Annotated in this window: 13 protein-coding genes; 9 read left to right on the top strand and 4 right to left on the bottom strand. The window is 62.5% G+C overall.

Annotation, left to right across the window (positions count from 1 at the left end; translation table 11 throughout):
- Positions 1–191: 191 nt before the first annotated feature.
- The 7 genes from AB1792_03980 (at position 192) to AB1792_03950 (ending at position 6,930) form a co-directional block, all read left to right on the top strand.
- Positions 192–1,133 (top strand): IS110 family transposase, encoded by a 942-nt coding sequence (locus AB1792_03980; GenBank protein ID MEW5701369.1) that lies wholly within the window; start codon positions 192–194, stop codon positions 1,131–1,133.
- Positions 1,134–1,300: 167 nt separating this feature from the next.
- Positions 1,301–2,437 (top strand): hypothetical protein, encoded by a 1,137-nt coding sequence (locus tag AB1792_03975; protein MEW5701368.1) that lies wholly within the window; start codon positions 1,301–1,303, stop codon positions 2,435–2,437.
- Between the two features lie 251 nt (positions 2,438–2,688).
- Positions 2,689–3,855, top strand: a complete 1,167-nt coding sequence (locus AB1792_03970; GenBank protein ID MEW5701367.1) for a hypothetical protein — start codon at positions 2,689–2,691, stop codon at positions 3,853–3,855.
- A 106-nt stretch (positions 3,856–3,961) separates the two neighbouring features.
- On the top strand, positions 3,962–4,279 hold the full coding sequence (locus AB1792_03965; GenBank protein ID MEW5701366.1) for a 4Fe-4S dicluster domain-containing protein: 318 nt from the start codon (positions 3,962–3,964) through the stop codon (positions 4,277–4,279).
- Between the two features lie 7 nt (positions 4,280–4,286).
- The gene (locus AB1792_03960; protein ID MEW5701365.1) at positions 4,287–5,459 is read left to right on the top strand and encodes a 2-oxoacid:acceptor oxidoreductase subunit alpha; all 1,173 of its coding nucleotides are present in this window, start codon (positions 4,287–4,289) and stop codon (positions 5,457–5,459) included.
- Positions 5,456–6,364 carry a 2-oxoacid:ferredoxin oxidoreductase subunit beta gene (locus tag AB1792_03955; protein MEW5701364.1) on the top strand — a complete coding sequence of 303 codons (909 nt, stop codon included), beginning with the start codon at positions 5,456–5,458 and terminating at the stop codon, positions 6,362–6,364. Before AB1792_03960 ends, AB1792_03955 begins: the two co-directional genes overlap by 4 nt.
- The gene (locus tag AB1792_03950) at positions 6,361–6,930 is read left to right on the top strand and encodes a 2-oxoacid:acceptor oxidoreductase family protein (protein MEW5701363.1); all 570 of its coding nucleotides are present in this window, start codon (positions 6,361–6,363) and stop codon (positions 6,928–6,930) included. Before AB1792_03955 ends, AB1792_03950 begins: the two co-directional genes overlap by 4 nt.
- A gap of 571 nt (positions 6,931–7,501) precedes the next feature.
- Here the strand turns inward: AB1792_03950 and AB1792_03945 are convergent.
- Positions 7,502–7,948 carry an acyltransferase gene (locus tag AB1792_03945; GenBank protein ID MEW5701362.1) on the bottom strand — a complete coding sequence of 149 codons (447 nt, stop codon included), beginning with the start codon at positions 7,946–7,948 and terminating at the stop codon, positions 7,502–7,504.
- Positions 7,949–8,327: 379 nt separating this feature from the next.
- On the opposite strand from AB1792_03945, the gene AB1792_03940 reads away from it, so the two are divergent.
- Positions 8,328–10,184: a 2-oxoacid:acceptor oxidoreductase subunit alpha gene (locus AB1792_03940; protein MEW5701361.1), complete on the top strand. Its 1,857-nt coding sequence runs from the start codon at positions 8,328–8,330 to the stop codon at positions 10,182–10,184.
- 310 nt (positions 10,185–10,494) lie between these two features.
- Complete coding sequence (locus AB1792_03935; protein ID MEW5701360.1) at positions 10,495–11,535, top strand: 2-oxoacid:ferredoxin oxidoreductase subunit beta; 1,041 nt, start codon at positions 10,495–10,497, stop codon at positions 11,533–11,535.
- A 349-nt stretch (positions 11,536–11,884) separates the two neighbouring features.
- On the opposite strand, the gene AB1792_03930 is transcribed toward AB1792_03935, so the two are convergent.
- From AB1792_03930 to AB1792_03920, 3 genes are all read right to left on the bottom strand, one after another.
- On the bottom strand, positions 11,885–12,703 hold the full coding sequence (locus tag AB1792_03930; GenBank protein ID MEW5701359.1) for a hypothetical protein: 819 nt from the start codon (positions 12,701–12,703) through the stop codon (positions 11,885–11,887).
- A gap of 742 nt (positions 12,704–13,445) precedes the next feature.
- A complete protein-coding gene (katG, locus tag AB1792_03925; protein ID MEW5701358.1) occupies positions 13,446–15,662 on the bottom strand; it encodes a catalase/peroxidase HPI in 2,217 nt (738 codons plus the stop codon).
- On the bottom strand, positions 15,659–16,168 hold the full coding sequence (locus tag AB1792_03920) for a Fur family transcriptional regulator (protein MEW5701357.1): 510 nt from the start codon (positions 16,166–16,168) through the stop codon (positions 15,659–15,661). The genes katG and AB1792_03920 overlap by 4 nt, the downstream gene beginning before the upstream one ends.
- Positions 16,169–16,735 lie beyond the last annotated feature (567 nt).

Genomic DNA, 16,735 nt, shown 5'->3' with positions numbered 1-16,735 from the left:
CCCACCCTTGTATCTCATACCGTATGCGTGCGTCCTTGTCCACTGAGATGAGTTTGGCGGTGATGAGATCGTCCCACCCTGGGGCCGTGAGAGCCCGTCATGTAGCTGGATCCGTCACCGCTTCCATGATTCAACCCGAACAGTCGCCTGGGCCGGTTCGCCGAGCCCGCATCGGCAAGAGAGGGTCCATCATGAACCAGGAAGTGTGCATCGGCATCGATGTGTCCAAAGACACGCTCGATGTGTGTGTTCTGCCTTCAAAGCAGACCATTCACACCGGCACGGCCCCGAAAGACATCGCCGCTTTGCGCCGGCGTCTGCGGCGTCTGCGTCCGCAGTTGATCGCGTTGGAATCGACGGGGGGCTATGGCACGACGCTGGCCGCCGAACTGCAGGAGGCCGGCCTGGCGGTGGCGGTCGTGAATCCACGCCAGGTCCGTGCCTTTGCGCGGGCGCTGGGGATCCTGGCCAAGACCGACGCTTTGGATGCGCACGTGCTGGCGTTGTTTGCACAGAAAATCGAGCCCCCCGCGCGCCCCGTGGGTGATCCCCACGCCCGTCACATCAAAGCCTTGGTGGCGCGGCGTCGCCAACTGGTCGCCCTGCGAACGGCGGAGCGCAACCGTCTCGCCCGCGCCGACGTCGCCGCGGTGCACGCCAGTATCCAAATCGTCCTGGAGGCCATTGAGCAACAGCTCACCGACACCGATCGCCGTATCCATCAAGCCATCATGACCAGCCCCTTGTGGCTGGAAAAGGCCACCCTGCTGGAGAGTGTGCCGGGATTGGGACGCGTCACCGCCTCGGCGCTGCTGGCGGAGTTGCCCGAACTGGGACAATTGACCCGCCGCGAGATTGCCGCCTTGGTCGGTGTGGCGCCCCTCAATCGCGACAGCGGCACGCTCCGCGGACACCGCACCATCTATGGCGGCCGCCCCACGGTGCGTCGCGCGCTCTATATGGCCACCCTGGTGGCGACGCGATTCAACCCGGTCATTCATGCGTTCTACAACCGCCTCTGTGCGTCCGGAAAAACGAAGATGGTCGCCCTCATCGCCGCCATGCACAAACTGCTGACCATCCTCAATGCCATGCTCAAACACCAACAAGCCTGGAAACCAAAAACCGCTTGAAAACCAAGACAGTCGCTACCGGTCTTAAGGCGGGCTGAGCCCGCCCTACAAAGCCCTCCCGGGATCATCCCACACCCTTGACACAGCCCGTTTCGTCCCCCTTGTTCCCGCCGGGGCGCGGTGCGCACCGGTCCAAGGGGGCGGATACGACGACACGATCACTCACTATGGCGGCAGTGGCATTGTTTGTCCTTGCCTGCAGTAAGGACAAGTCGACTACGCCGTCGGGCGACACGACCCCGCCCGCTGCGATCACCGACCTGGCCTGCACCGACTCCAGCGGCGACTCCATCACGCTGCGCTGGACAGCGCCGGGGGACGATGGTGCATCCGGACACGCCGCCCGTTACGATCTGCGCTACTGGCGCAGACGACTCACCTCTGCCGACTGGGACTCGGCATCATCCGTCACGCTAACCCTGACGCCCAGGCCCGCCGGCTCAATCGAATCCCTCACGCTGCACAACCGCACCTGGTGGACGACTTACTACTTCGCACTCGAAACCGTCGACTCGGCGGGAAACTGGTCCGATGTCTCGAACACGGCCACGGCCACCGTCTTTCCCGATTCGGCCTTGCGTTTTCTCATCCAGACTCAATCTGGCGTCTACATCTGTGACCCCAATCGACACGTGACCCGTTTCGCCGATCCGACCGGCGAGATCGAGATCATCGGCGACCGCCTCTTCGCGATCGGCGACGGTCGGAAGATCTATGGACTCGACGCGGCCGGGGCACCCGTCGATTCCATCCCCACCTCCGAGTCCGGCGACGCCGTCGGGTTTGTCGCCCTACCCAATGACCGCTTTGCTCTGTTGGACAACATGCAGGACCTCGCCTACATCCTTGGCCGCAGCGGGCAGATTCTCGCCACGTTCAGTCTGCGCGATCACGCCAGCGATGCCCGGCAGAACGTGTCCGGCGTCGTCGTCGGCAACGCACTGGTGATTTCCGAGAATGGAAGCGGCGGCATCCTCCGCGTCGATGTGGCCTCGTATGCGATTGATGACCTGAAGAACCTCAACGTCCTCGGCACACCGCCGGGCGACATCGACTACGACTGCGGCCGCTACTATGTCTGCACGAGTCACGAAGTGTACTCGTTCACGGACTCAACCGACGCGGCGCTGGTCGGCACACTGGATCAGGCACCGATCACCGCCATCGCGGTCGCTGGCGGCTACTCCTTCGTCACCGTGGAGGAATCGGGCATGGTCTATGCCCTGAACCACAGCACTCGCACCGCCGCGGTCTTCATCTCCGGCCTGAACCACCCGCGCGACATCGAGATCCTGCACCGATGATGGATCCTATTGGTTCCTACCTTTCGGATGCAACGGGGCAGCCCACGCTCCGAGGGGTTCGATTTCGGCGGAGGAATTCCCTCACCCGCCCGCCGGAGGCGGGCGACCTCTCCCCCTCGACTTCGCTCAGGGCAAGCCGGAGGGAGAGGTTAAACCTTCCCTTCTCCCCTTGGGGACAGGGCTGGGGTGAGGGGACTACGGAGAGACGTTCCGTTCCTTCTACAGGACGCAATGACAACGACCGCCCCTTGGTGACGGTGGCCTTATGGGTGTACGCTGCGGCACTCGCCATGGCCACCGTTTGGTCCTGCGGCAAAGACAAATCCACGTCGCCGGTACCCGACACGATTCCGCCCTCGGCCGTCGTTGATCTGGCGTGCATCGACTCCATCGGCGACGGCACGATCATTCTCCTCTGGACTGCGCCCGGCGATGACAGCACCTTTGGCCGTGCCGCTCAGTACGATCTGCGCTACTCCCTTGTGCCGATCAGTGACACCAACTGGGACTCCGCTCGAACCTATTTAATTGTTGCACCGCCCGACACCGCCGGCGCCACCGATACCGTGTCTGTCCCCAATCTCCCGTGGTGGACGACATACTATTTCGCGCTGCGGACCAGAGACGACTCCGGCAACCGCTCGGCGCTCTCCAATGTGGCCGTGGTCACGCCGTTTCCCGATTCGTCCCTGCGATTGCTGGTCAGCGCCGGCGACAGCACCTGGTCGTATGATCTATACCGCAACCGGCGCGCGTTGACCGGACCATCCCTCAGACTCGAGACACGGGACAATCACATCTTTGTCCTGTCCGACAGTGCTTGGATTCGCGACTACGACCCCGATGGCATCTTGATCGATTCGATTCCCAAACCGGATACGATCCGCTCGGATGGATTCGTCGCCCTTCCCAACGATCGCTTCGCGCTGCTGGACAACGTCGCGGACGTTATCGGCATTCTGGATCGTCAGGGTCAAACGCTCGCCATCGCGGCGATGGGAGACGGCGGCGACGGTCTGCAACAAGACGTCAGCGGCCTGCTCGTCGGCAGCGCGTTGATTGTCTCCGAAGATGGAAACCGACGACTTCTCCGTGTCAACCTCGATTCCTATGTCGTACGCGTCTTCAAGAGCCTGCCCGGCCTCCCCAGCGCCCTGGGCGACCTCGACTGGCGCGCAGGCCGTTATTACCTGTGCTGCGGCCGCTACATCTTCACCTTCACTGAGGGCGGCCCGCCGGCGATTGTCGCCCGGCTGGACTCAGGCACGCTCACGGCGATCGCGGTGGCCGGCGGCCATTCCTTTGTGGCGCAAGCCGACGCCGGCACCATCTATGCCGTGAACAACTCCACCGGCAAGGCCGAGATCTTCCTCACCGGATTGGTCAATCCGCAGGACATAGAGCTGTCACGTCGTTGAATTCGACCTCGCCCGGAGTGTCAAAAACTTCCCGCCGGTCGTTGGTTCTCAGCGTAACAATCACGTAAATTGCTGCGGAAGCCCCCCGCGTCTCGGGGGGATTTTCATGAACGCCACGAGGGATGGACAAGCGATGTCAGCGGCCGACAACGATACTGTGACCAAGGAAAAGACGGCAGCGGTCAAGAAATCCACCGGCCCCAAGGGCCATGTCGTCATCGACGCCGAACGTTGCAAGGGGTGCGGCATCTGCGTGGAGTACTGTCCCACCGGGGTTCTCGAGATGGGCTCCGGCTTCAATCGTAAGGGTTATCATCCACCGGTCGTGGTGTTGGCGGAGAAATGCTCCGGTTGCGATTTGTGCGGCATGTACTGTCCCGACTTTGCCATCTATGGGGTCAAGGACCCGGTCCGGAAGGAGTAGGCATTCCATGGGCGCCGATCCGCGCGGTGTACTCACCGGAACACATTTTCTCGATGGCGACCATGCCGCCGCCGAAGGGGCATTGGCCGCCGGCGCCAACTTCTCCGCCGGCTACCCGATCACGCCTTCGACCGAGGTCGTCGAGCGCCTCGCGGTACGGTTTCCCAAGACCGGCGGCGTCTTCATTCAGATGGAAGATGAACTGGCTGCCTCGATTGCCATTCAAGGTGCCGTCTGGGGCGGCGCCAAGGCGATCACCGTCACCTCCGGCCCCGGCTTCTCGCTGATGATGGAGCACTTGGGTTATGGCGTCATCACTGAGACGCCGTTTGTTCTGATCGATGTGCAACGGGGCGGCCCCTCGACCGGTCTGCCGACTCTTCCCGGCCAGGCCGACATGATGCAGGCGCGCTGGGGGAGCCACGGTGACTATGAAATCATCGCTTTGGCCCCGCAATCGCCGCAGGAGTGCTTTGATCTGACGATCAAGGCGTTCAACTTCTCCGAAAAGCTCCGTACGCCGGTGCTGCTCATGATGGACGAATGCGTCGGGCACATGCTCGAACGTGTTGAGATCCCACCGGCGGAGCAGATTGAAATCGAGCCGCGCCGCTTCACCGACAAGGGCCCGGGGGAGCAATACTGGCCCTACAGTCTCGAAGAGTGCGAGCCGGGCGGTTTAGTCCCGCCGATGACCAAGGTCGGTCTCGGGCACTACCCGCACATCACCGGTTTGACGCACGATGAACGCGGCTACCCGGCGATGAATGCCGCCGCCCAGACAAAGTTGGTGGAACGGCTGATTGCCAAGATCCGCGACCGCCGCGACGAGATCATCATTCTGGAAGAGGACCACGTCGACGATGCCGAGGTCGTCGTCGTGTCCTATGGCATCACCGCACGTGTCTGCCATCCGGCGGTGGATCGCGCCCGTGCCGAGGGGCACAAGGTCGGTCTGTTGCGTTTGATCACAGTCTGGCCGTTCGCCGGTTCACGCATTCGCGCGTTGGCCGGACGGGTGCGCGGGTTCGTCGTCCCCGAGATGAACATGGGGCAGATGGTCCGCGAGGTCGAACGCGCCGTCGCCGGACGTTGCCCGGTTCGCCATGTTCCCAATGCCGGCGGCGCGGTGCATGACCCCGACACCATCTATGCCGCCATCCGCGAGGTCTGCCGATGAACGAGACCTGTTCGATAGCGACACCGTCGACGCCGCTGGTTCCCGGTGAGCACCATCCGGTGGAGGAATGGCTGCGCATGGAGCGCATGCCGCACATCTGGTGTCCCGGCTGCGGCATCGGCACCTCGGTCAACTGCTTCACCCGTGCCGTCGATGAGCTCGGCATCCCGCACGATCAGATTGCGATCGTTTCCGGCATCGGCTGCACCGGGCGTGTCGCCGGGTATCTGCGGCTCGATTCGTTCCACACCACGCATGGCCGCGCCATTCCCTTTGCCACCGGGTTGAAACTGGCCCACCCGGAGACCACCGTCGTCGTCTACTCAGGCGATGGCGATCTCTTCGCCATCGGCGGCAACCATTTCATTCATGCGGCGCGGCGCAACGTCGACATGACCGTGATCTGCGTGAACAATTTCAACTACGGCATGACCGGCGGCCAGGTGGCACCAACCACGCCCGAATGGGCCGCGGCCTCGACAACGCCATATGGCGCCGCCGAGAAACCGTTCAATCTGCCCAACCTCGCCGAAGCCGCCGGCGCCGTCTATGTCGCCCGCTGGACCGTCTATCATGTCCGCCAACTGACCAAGGCGATTCGCGAGGCGATGAAGAAGCCGGGGTTCACCTTCGTCGAAGTGATCGCCCCATGTCCGACTCTCTTTGGACGGCGCAACCGTCTCGGCGATGGGTTGGCGATGTATGAATCGTACCACACGCGCAGCGTCGTCAAGAACGGCGCCGACACGCGTGAATGCGCGCTGACGATGGACAGTCCGATCGTTTGCGGGAGCTTCGTCGACATCGAGCGTCCGTCCTACTTCGTGACGCAGATCGGCGCGTTACGCCGGTCGCTGGGCGATCGCTATGTCCTCCCCGATACCTGGAAAGGGGTGGTGGGATGAATCGCGCCGAAATCAAGATTGCCGGCTTCGGCGGCCAGGGCGTCATCATGGCCGGTATCATCCTCGGCAAGGCCGCCTCGATCTTCGACCGCTACCATGCGACGATGATCCAGTCGTTCGGCCCCGAGGCGCGCGGTTCCGCCTGCGCCGCCCAGTTGATCGTCGACGAAGGCGAGATCGCCTATCCCTACGTCAAGACCGCCTCGATCCTGGTCGCCTTCAATCAGGATGCCTATGAGCTCTTCGGACCGCAGTTGCGCCCCGATGGCCTCCTCATCTACGAAGAAGATATGGTCAAGCTGCGCGCTGACCGTCCGTCCGGCTGGCGCACCTATGCCATCCCCGCCACCCGCATCGCCGAGGAGATCGGCCGCGCCCTATATCAAAATGTCGTGATGATCGGCGCCTTCGCCGGGATCACCGGCTGGCTGTCGTATGAATCGGTCGAGAAGGCGGTGAAGGACTCGATCCCCCGCGGCACCGAAGACGTGAATCTGAAAGCCCTCCAGCGCGGCTACGACCACGCGCGGGGGCTGGTGTCGCAACCTGCCTCAGCCACAGTGTAGGGGCGCATCGAGATGCGCCCGCGGGCCGTTCACGAACGGCCCCTACAGCATCCACTTGGGTGCCATGCACAGGCCCCCGACGCAGCCGCGTCGGGGGCATGTGCGTGCTCTCTTGGTCATGTCGCCGACACGCACAAACAAGTTTGTGCGTGGCACACCGTGGGATGGTGATCCGAGCTCACAGGGTCGACCCTCAGCACCATTCGGCAAACAGAAAGGAAGGGAGGACGTAGGAATTCTGATTGCTCGCTCGCGATGGAGCGCTCGACCAGAGGGGGTAAGAATGACCACCGGGCCAAGACTGCCGAAGATCGTTGTTCCCGTAGTTGCATGTTTGTTCCTCGGAGAGTTCCAGGACGTTCTCGGTCATCGTGATACTCCGCCTCATACGCATCCCACGCCATACCCGTACGTACCGGCACCGTCGTTCGAAACGGCTGCCATGACCTCGGCATCGCTGTCGGTTTCCTTGACGGCGCCTACCACTGTCATGGGGATGAGGCTCCGTCTTGAGACATGAATAGTCCTCGCAGTGTGTGTGGCACTCCAACAGCAGAGTAGAAGAAAGCCCCTACCGCAACATCCGCAGCACCCGCGCCGGGTTGCCGACCACGACCGCGTAGTCGGGGACATTCTTCGTCACCACCGCCCCGGCGCCGACCACCGCGCCCTCGCCGATGACGACCGGCAACAGCACCGCCCCGGTCCCGATCATCGCTTTGCGCTTGACCACGGTCGCCTCCCACTTCTCGCGCGGCAATGGCGGCATGCGGTCGTTGGTGAACATCACACCATGCGAGATGAAGCAGTCCTCCTCAATCGTCACCATCTCGCAGATGAAGGCGTGTGACTGCACCCGCGTGCGGTCGCCGATCTTGGCCCCGCGCTGAATCTCGGTGAACGGTCCGACCATGCAGTCTCTCCCGATCGTGCATCCGTAGAGATTCACTGGGGAAAATATCTTGGCGGTGGGATGGATGTTGCAGTCGACGATCTTGTATGGTTCTTCGCGGTCCATCGGTCCTCCGTGTTGAATATGCCCCCCCAATTAAGCCGATTCGTGTCACTCGGACAATCCCATCGTCTGATCGTGGCGGGCGTCGCAAGGGGCGGAAGCCCCTTGTCCTCGCGTGGATATCGTATGTCACGGTGAGCAGAATGGTCCGCCCCCCCTCTAACTCCCCCCGTCTACGGGGGGAGAACCATTGCTCCCTCCCCGCGGGCGGGGAGGGCTGGGGTGGGGGACGTGACGCACAACTATACGGCAAAAAAGACGCAAAAAGCCATGTATGTCCGCCTTGGAAACATTGCCCCGTGACTGTTGTTGGCATTATGTTGAACGCGCTTTGCAGGAAAGGTCCCTGCGTTTCGAGCACACTGCCTTGAGGAACATCCACGTGACCACAAAATCGCCCAAGAGCCGTAAGGCCACCCAACCACCGGAAGTAGTCGAACGCGTCACGATCCGTTTCGCCGGCGATTCCGGCGACGGCATCCAATTGTCCGGCAACCAGTTCACCCTGGCCACGGCGGTGGCGGGATCGGATTTTGGCACGCTCCCAGACTATCCGGCGGAGATTCGCGCCCCGGCGGGGACGCTGCCCGGTGTCTCCAACTTCCAGATCAGCTTTTCCGAAAAGCCGATCCACACGCCGGGCGACATGCCCGATGTCCTGGTGGCCTTGAATCCGGCTGCCTTGAAGGTCAATCTCAAAGACCTCACGACCGGCGGCATCCTCATCGTCAACTCCGACAACTTCTCCGGCACGAACTTGAAGAAGGCGGGGTATGCCGCCAATCCCCTGGAGGATGGTTCGCTCGGCGCCTACCGCGTGATCTCGATTCCCGTCAATCAACTGAACTCGAAGGCGCTGGAGAGCTCGCCGCTGACACCCAAGGAGCGCAACAAGTGCCGCAACTTCTACGCGCTGGGAGTCGTCTACTGGCTCTTCGATCGTCCCCTCGAACCCACGCTGAATTGGATCGCCGACAAGTTCGCCAAACTCCCGGACGTGGTCGAGGCCAATCAGACGGCGCTCCGCTCAGGATACAACTACGCGGACACGACGGAGATATTCAGCAGCCACTACACCGTGCGCAAGGCAGCGCTGCCGCCGGGTGAGTATCGCAACATCACCGGGACCGAGGCGATGGTGCTCGGTCTGGTGACCGCCTCGCAACTGGCCGATACGCCGTTGTTCTATGGCTCCTACCCGATCACACCCGCCTCCGACATGCTGCACGAGTTGGCGCGTCACAAGAACTTCGGCGTACGGACCTTCCAGGCGGAAGATGAGATCGCCGCCGTGTGCGCCACGATTGGCGCTTCCTATGCGGGGCAGATCGGCGTGACCGGAACCAGCGGCCCCGGCGCCGCACTGAAATCCGAGGCCGTCGGGCTGGCCGTGATGGCCGAGGTCCCTCTGATCATCATCAACGTGCAACGCGCCGGTCCGTCGACCGGGATGCCCACCAAAGCCGAGCAAACCGATCTGCTGCAGGCCGCAGTCGGTCGCAACGGCGAATGCCCGGTTGCGGTGCTCGCCCCCGCGACTCCCGCCGACTGCTTCCCAACGGCGATCGAAGCGGTGCGCATCGCCGTCAAATACATGACCCCGGTCTATCTGCTCACCGATGGTTTTCTGGCCAACTCCTCGGAACCGTGGAAACTGCCGGACATCGAACATCTGCCCAAGATCACGATGGACCACACCGTCGGTTCCTCCGAGTTCCATCCATACAGACGCGATCCCAAGACGCTCTCCCGACCGTGGGTTCTTCCCGGTACTCCCGGTCTGGAGCATCGGATCGGCGGGCTGGAAAAGGAAGATGTGACCGGAAATGTCAGCTATGATCCGCTCAACCATGAGCGGATGGTACGCCTGCGCGCCGAGAAGGTCCGCCGCATCGCGCAGGAGATACCGCCCACCGAGATCATCGGCGAAAAGAAGGGCCAATTGCTGATCGTCGGCTGGGGCTCGACCGCCGGTACCATCACCACGGCAGTCGAAGCGGTCCGCGCCCGGGGGAAGAAGGTTTCATACGTACACCTGCGCCACCTGTGGCCGTTCCCGAACGATTTGGGGGAAATCCTCAAGCGGTTTGAAACAGCCCTCGTCCCGGAATTGAACCTCGGCCAACTGCGCTTGTTGTTGCGCGGCGAATACGGCCTGCCGGTGATCGGCCTGAACAAGGTCCAGGGACGGCCGTTCCAGACGACCGAGATTCAGAACAAGATTGAGGAGTTGGTGTGAAGATGTCACGAGGCCGGCACACAACCGCCACGACTTGTCATTCTGAACAAGTCCCTGCCTTCAGGCGGGGATGCCGTGAAGAATCTGCTGTGTGGGGACTCGCCAATAACAGCAGATCCCTCGTCCGCCATGGGCGGACTCGGGATGACAAGTGATGGGGGGTGCAGAAGGAGTGCGGGTCAGCCCTTGGGCTGACCTCGGACCCGAAGGGTCCGTCTGTTGCCGGGGTCGATAACGACATTGCCCGCCTGAGCGGGCAAACGTCAGCCCGAGGACTGACGGACATAGATAAGCGAACGGATTGAGAACCATGACAGCCTCCAAGCAAACGACCGCCGCCTCCATCAAGCCCGCCCGCCAGGACTACGTCTCCGACCAGGATGTCCGCTGGTGCCCCGGCTGCGGCGACTACAGCATCCTGGCCCAGACCCAACGCATGCTCGCCGAGCTCGGCATCCCCCGCGAGAAGCTGGTGTTCGTCTCCGGGATCGGTTGTTCCTCCCGATTCCCGTACTACATGAACACCTATGGCTTCCACACGATCCATGGCCGCGCGCCGGCGATTGCCACCGGGATCAAGTGCGCCAATCCCGATCTGTCGGTGTGGGTGATGACCGGCGACGGCGATGGTCTTTCCATCGGCGGCAACCACATGCTGCACACCTTGCGCCGCAACGTCGACATCAAGATCGTCCTCTTCAACAACCGCATCTACGGCCTCACCAAGGGGCAAACCTCTCCCACGTCCGAGATCGGCAAGGTCACCAAGTCGACACCATACGGCTCCATCGAGCAACCGATCCATCCTGTCTCATTCGCGGTTGCCGCCGAGGCGACATTCGTCGCCCGCGCCATCGACACCGAGACAACCCACTTGCAGGAGATCCTCCGTCGCGCCGCCCTGCACAAGGGAATCGCCTTTGTCGAGGTCCTGCAGAACTGCAACATCTTCAATGACGGCGCCTGGGAGCATCTGACCGCCAAGGAAGTCCGCGACGACCGCCTTCTGGAACTCAAGCATGGCCAGCCACTGGTCTTCGGCAAGAATCTCGACAAGGGACTGCGTTTGTCCGGCTTCCGTCTCGAAGTCGTGACGCCGGGACCGGGTGTGTCGGAATCAGATCTCCTCGTACATGACGAGAAGGCGGGCGATTCCTCTCTGGCCTATCTGCTGTCCCGTGAGCTCGGCGCCGATTTCCCCACTGCCATCGGTGTCTTCCGCGATGTCGAGCGTCCCACTTATGACGGGATGCTGACCAGACAGGTCGTCGACTACACGGCCAAAAAGGGGAAGGGCTCCCTGCGCGACCTGATCTACTCCCGCGACCGCTGGAAAGTCACAAGCTCTTAGGTCAAAAGCCCTGCCCGCGGCGACCGACTCTTCCGAGCGTAGTCGAGGAAAGTCGAACTGAGCTCCTGACATATTTTCTGTGTGCCACGGGTCATCAGGGCTTGATGAAAAACCTCCCAATTCCGCACATGTGCGGTCGGGTGCCCACACCCGACCGCTGATGCACAGCCACTTGCGCCGGGTGTGGGCACCCGGCGCCACGGAAACGGTGGCTTTTCAACACGCCCTTCAGACCCGTGGGCTCGTCTGTCCTTCACGGGTATGGCACGTCATACCGATCCGACGACTCACTCCAGCGGACAAGGGGCTTCAGCCCCTTGCGGGTGCTCTGAAGGCGTGCAGCCCGGGGCTACTTGGCGATGCGACCGGGCGTGTAGTGGAGCAACTCGGTTATGTCAGTGACCTCTGTCGAATCCGGATCGGACAGAAGAACGCGGAAGGCACGCCTGACCAATCCGGTTGTTGTCACATGTTCGATGGCCTCGACCCCCGCGACACCGTTGTAGCGCCATGCGATTTCGTAACAGTCGAACGCCCCTGCTGGGACACCAATCGTATCTCGACCCAGGACCTCTTTGTCTATGGTGACGCTTGGTTCGGGGCCTTCGGCGTCTCGATAACGCCACTTCCCCTCAAGTGGGTATCGCAGAACGAGCAGTGGCGGATCGTACCAGGTCCAGCCAGAACTGTGAGCGGTTTGCGCATTGTCTCCAGAACCTAACCCCGATACGACGCAGGGGAGAGGCCAGACTTCTGTGAGACCAAGATGAGAATTGGGGCGCCCCTTGGGGCGGGCGTGGAACGTCGCATGCCCGGTATCAGACAGAGCCAGGCAATAGAGCCCGTCGATCTTGTTCTGGTAGATGGCCTCAGCGCCCCAGATGCGCGAACCCTCTCGCAACTCAGCATGGATTCTCATCGCCGGTGGGGACACGCGCATCGAGTCCTTCCCTGCCACTCTGACCGAGAGCTGATAGATATCCATGGTGTCGAGCTTTTCCCCCTGGAGATCTCTGCTCACAAATGCTCGTTGATACTGCCAAGCGTCCCCTGTTGTGAGCGGATATCGGAATACCTCGCCGTCGGACTTGTTCGGCCCGGAGCAGCCCACGGTGAAGACCAACACAACGGCGGACAGACCTGCGAAGAGATTTCTGGATCTGAGCATCACATCCCGCCTTTCCGCCGTGACCGTGCGAGGATATTCGCCCCGCTGCAAGTGGCGCAAGATCTGCCGATGACGCGCTCTCCTCAGAAGCTGTCTCTATCGTCTGCAATGATAGCTACCCCGCTGGAATTGCGCCAGGGTCCTTCACGAGGCCCGTTTCTTGGCACCACGAAGCCGAGGTCGCCGTCCTGTGCGCAGCGAAGGTCCCATCGCTTCGCTGCATGACAAAACCGCTCTTCCGGGGTTCTGTGGCGTTCTTCAGCACCCTGCCAAGTCGTTCGCCGGCAAGAGCCGAATGGGCGCGAACGTACCGTCATGGAGCAGGCCCTGGAAAGTCGTGCATGAGCCGGACCGGTAATGGGAGCAAGACCAAATAGCGGGACAGTCCTGGCAGGTTGCTGAAGAACGCATGGAAGTGATCGTTTGCGCCCAATTGTCATCCCGAGTCCGCCCATGGCGGACGAGGGATCTGCTGTTTTCCCCATGAAAGGAAGGCAGATTCCTCGCCCCGCCAAAGAGCGGCGGGACTCGGAATGACAATGGTTGCTCTTCTTCAGCAACCTGCAGGAAGAGTGGTACAATCCGTGAGGCAGGTCAACCCCCCCACACGATTCTCGAGAAGAAGGGCCCCGAGATTGGGGCCCTTCCTGATATCGCGAGCGGAGTCGTGGCCGGTCGTGATGCCCTGGAACCTGACTCTTCCTCACGCGGATCGGGCACCGGGCCGAACGGGCCGAGATTGTCACCGCGATGAGACCAGGTCGAAGCGGTCGAGGTTCATCACCTTGACCCACGCGGCGATGAAGTCGCGCACGAACTTCTCCTGCGCGTCGTCGCAGGCATAGACCTCGGCGATGGCGCGCAACTGCGCGTTGGAGCCGAAGATGAGATCGACCCGGGTTCCGGTCCACTTCCGTTCGCCCGTGGCGCGGTCGCGTCCCTCAAACACCGCTTCAGCGTCCGAGACCGCCTTCCAATCCGTGTTCATGTCGAGCAGGTTCACGAAGAAGTCGTTGGTCAAAGTCTGCGTCCGCTTCGTGAAGACACCGTGGGGCGCACGGTCGAAGTTCGCGCCCAGCGTGCGCATGCCGCCGACGAGGACGGTCATCTCCGGAACGGTCAGACTCAGCAGTTGCGCGCGGTCGACCAACAACTCCTCGGCGCGCACCGGCAGGCCGGGCTTGAGGTAGTTGCGAAAGCCATCGGCGACGGGCTCCAGTACGGCGAAGGAGTCTACGTCAGTCTGCTCCTGCGTCGCGTCCATGCGTCCGGGCGCGAAAGGCACCTCCACGTCGATGCCGGCCTTCTTCGCCGCCTGCTCGACCGCGGCACACCCACCGAGGACGATCAAGTCCGCCAGCGAGACTCTCTTCCCGCCGGTGGCGGCGGCATTGAACTCCTTCTGAATGCCTTCGAGCTTGGCGAGCACTTTCGCGAGTTGCGCCGGCTGGTTGGCTTCCCAGTCCTTTTGCGGCGCCAGACGGAGGCGTGAGCCATTGGCGCCACCGCGCTTGTCCGAGCCACGGAAGCTCGAAGCCGAAGACCACGCCGTGTATACCAGTTCCGAGACAGACAGACCTGATGCCAGGATCTTGCTTTTTAGGGAGACGATGTCCTGTGCGTCCATCAGCTTGTGGTTGACGGCGGGGATTGGGTCCTGCCAGATGAGCTCTTCGGTCGGTACCTCGGGACCGAGATAGCGTGCGCGCGGGCCCATGTCACGGTGCGTGAGTTTGAACCACGCTCGGGCGAAGGCATCGGCGAACTGATCCGGGTTCTCCATGAAGCGCCGCGAGATCTTCTCATAGGCCGGGTCGAACCGCAGAGCGAGGTCCGTGGTCAGCATGGAGGGCGCGTGACGCTTCGACGGATCGTGCGCATCGGGCACGGTACCGGCGCCGGCACCGCCCTTCGGCTGCCATTGGTGCGCACCGGCCGGGCTCTTTGTGAGTTCCCATTCATAACCGAACAGGTTCCAGAAGAAGTTGCTGGTCCACTTCGTCGGCGTAGTGGTCCAGATGACTTCCAGGCCGCTGGTGATCGTGTCGCCCCCCTTGCCGGTGCCGAAGCTGCTCTTCCAGCCCAGGCCCTGCTCCGCGAGGCCGGCCGCTTCGGGTTCGGGCCCCACGTGTTTCGCATCACCGGCACCATGGGTCTTGCCGAAGGTGTGGCCGCCCGCGATGAGCGCCACCGTTTCCTCGTCGTTCATCGCCATTCGGGCGAACGTCTCGCGTATATCCCGCGCCGCGGCGATCGGATCGGGGTTGCCGTTTGGGCCCTCCGGGTTGACGTAGATCAAACCCATCTGCACCGCGGCCAGCGGGTTTTCGAGATTGCGATCACCGCTGTAGCGCTTGTCGCCCAGCCAGGTGTCTTCGCTGCCCCAGTAGATGTCCTCCTCGGGCGCCCACACATCCACGCGTCCGCCGCCGAATCCGAAGGTCTTGAATCCCATCGACTCCAGCGCCACGTTGCCGGCCAGGATCATCAGATCGGCCCAGGAGATCTTCTTACCGTACTTCCTCTTGATCGGCCAGAGTAGGCGGCGCGCCTTGTCCAAGTTGGCGTTGTCCGGCCAACTGCCGAGTGGAGCGAAGCGCTGCGCGCCCGAGGACGCGCCGCCACGGCCGTCACCGATGCGATACGTACCGGCGCTGTGCCACGCCATACGGATGAGCAGCGGTCCGTAGTGGCCCCAGTCCGCCGGCCACCAGCCCTGCGAGTCGGTCATCAGCGACAGCAGATCCTTCTTCAGCGCCTGATAATCGAGCTTCTTGAACTCCCGGGCATAATCATAGTCCGCTCCCATCGGGTTGGATGCGGGTGCGTGCTGGTGCAGAATGCCCAGATTGAGCTGGTTCGGCCACCAGTCCCGATTCGAACGGCCGGCATAGGTCGCATTCGGACTCACGCCATGCATCACCGGGCACCGGCCCGACTTGCCTGCTTCGGAACTCATGTCTTACTCCTCTTCCTGCCTTTCGGCTTTTTGGGTTTCTTGCTCTTGGCTTCTGTGGTCTGCTCCTTCGCGCAACGGCTGCAGACGCCGTGTACTTCCACGTGCGTCCCGACGATGCTGCCCAACTCCTTCACCGAGGGGGGGATGCGGAGGGCATTGAGTTTCTGGCTCTCGAAGTCGCGCGCCAGCCCGCAGCGCACGCAGATGTAGTGATGGTGGTGGCTGAGGTTGGCGTCGAAGCGTACTCTCCCGCGCTTCGGCTCGAGCGTCGAGACGAGACCCAAGTCGTTGAGCAGCCAGAGCGTCCGGTACACCGTGTCGAGCGAGACCGTGCGCATCCGGGGCCGGAGCGCCTTCAGCACCGCCTCGGCACTCGGATGTTCCAGACTCGCGGCGACCTCGCGGAAGATCTCAAGCCGCTGGTGGGTGAGCTTGAGACCGGCTCTCTGGGCGGCCTCCTGGAATCGCTCGACCCGGCGTTCGACCTCGGCTTCTTCTACTCTCATAGCAGCTCCTATCTGCGAACGTTACGCAGATAAGAATGTTCCGACATTTGGCCCGGATGTCAAGCCCGATCTGCCCCGCCCTTCAGGTCCACATCCCGCCCGTACAGCCACCGGCGATCCGAGCCGGATCCCGGTGCCGAAGAGCAACTCGAAGATCCGCCGGTCACGATGGGCCAGTCCGTCACGGCCGGTGAATCCGCCTCGGCGGACAGGTGTCTCAGAGCGGTACGCCCGTCAACGCTGTTCTCCCCACGGAGGTTCCGGCCCAGGCCCACCGGTCTCCTCAACCATCTCGTCAAGTTTCCGACATACACAGAGATAGGGGAGGAACCCGAATTCCGGGAGAGGGACCTCTATGCGGACGCTCGTCGCTGCCTTGGCAGCCTCGCTCATCGTCCTCGCACATGCCAGCGCATGGCCTGCCATGCGTGTCGCCACTGGGGCCTGTTGAAGAACCCCCTACTTCATCCCCACAAAGGAGAACCGCGGAGCCGGTTCTGTCATGGGACGTCGCCGCCACGTTTTTCTTGTGCGGGTCACGCGTATGGACGCGCTGAGGCGCTGTGC

The sequence above is a fragment of the Candidatus Zixiibacteriota bacterium genome, from assembly GCA_040752595.1.
GTDB lineage: Bacteria > Zixibacteria > MSB-5A5 > WJJR01 > WJJR01 > JACQFV01.
The sequence above is the reverse complement of the archived record's forward strand: the minus strand, read 5'-3'. Positions and strand labels throughout refer to the sequence as shown.

Excerpts from the sequence above, each read along its gene's own strand:
- AB1792_03935 (MEW5701360.1), top strand. The coding sequence starts at position 10,495 with ATGACAGCCTCCAAGCAAACGACCGCCGCCTCCATCAAGCCCGCCCGC.
- AB1792_03960 (MEW5701365.1), top strand. The coding sequence starts at position 4,287 with ATGGGCGCCGATCCGCGCGGTGTACTCACCGGAACACATTTTCTCGAT.
- AB1792_03930 (MEW5701359.1), bottom strand. The coding sequence starts at position 12,703 with ATGCTCAGATCCAGAAATCTCTTCGCAGGTCTGTCCGCCGTTGTGTTG.
- AB1792_03965 (MEW5701366.1), top strand. The coding sequence starts at position 3,962 with ATGAACGCCACGAGGGATGGACAAGCGATGTCAGCGGCCGACAACGAT.
- AB1792_03945 (MEW5701362.1), bottom strand. The coding sequence starts at position 7,948 with ATGGACCGCGAAGAACCATACAAGATCGTCGACTGCAACATCCATCCC.
- katG (MEW5701358.1), bottom strand. The coding sequence starts at position 15,662 with ATGAGTTCCGAAGCAGGCAAGTCGGGCCGGTGCCCGGTGATGCATGGC.
- AB1792_03955 (MEW5701364.1), top strand. The coding sequence starts at position 5,456 with ATGAACGAGACCTGTTCGATAGCGACACCGTCGACGCCGCTGGTTCCC.
- AB1792_03980 (MEW5701369.1), top strand. The coding sequence starts at position 192 with ATGAACCAGGAAGTGTGCATCGGCATCGATGTGTCCAAAGACACGCTC.
- AB1792_03975 (MEW5701368.1), top strand. The coding sequence starts at position 1,301 with ATGGCGGCAGTGGCATTGTTTGTCCTTGCCTGCAGTAAGGACAAGTCG.
- AB1792_03920 (MEW5701357.1), bottom strand. The coding sequence starts at position 16,168 with ATGAGAGTAGAAGAAGCCGAGGTCGAACGCCGGGTCGAGCGATTCCAG.
- AB1792_03950 (MEW5701363.1), top strand. The coding sequence starts at position 6,361 with ATGAATCGCGCCGAAATCAAGATTGCCGGCTTCGGCGGCCAGGGCGTC.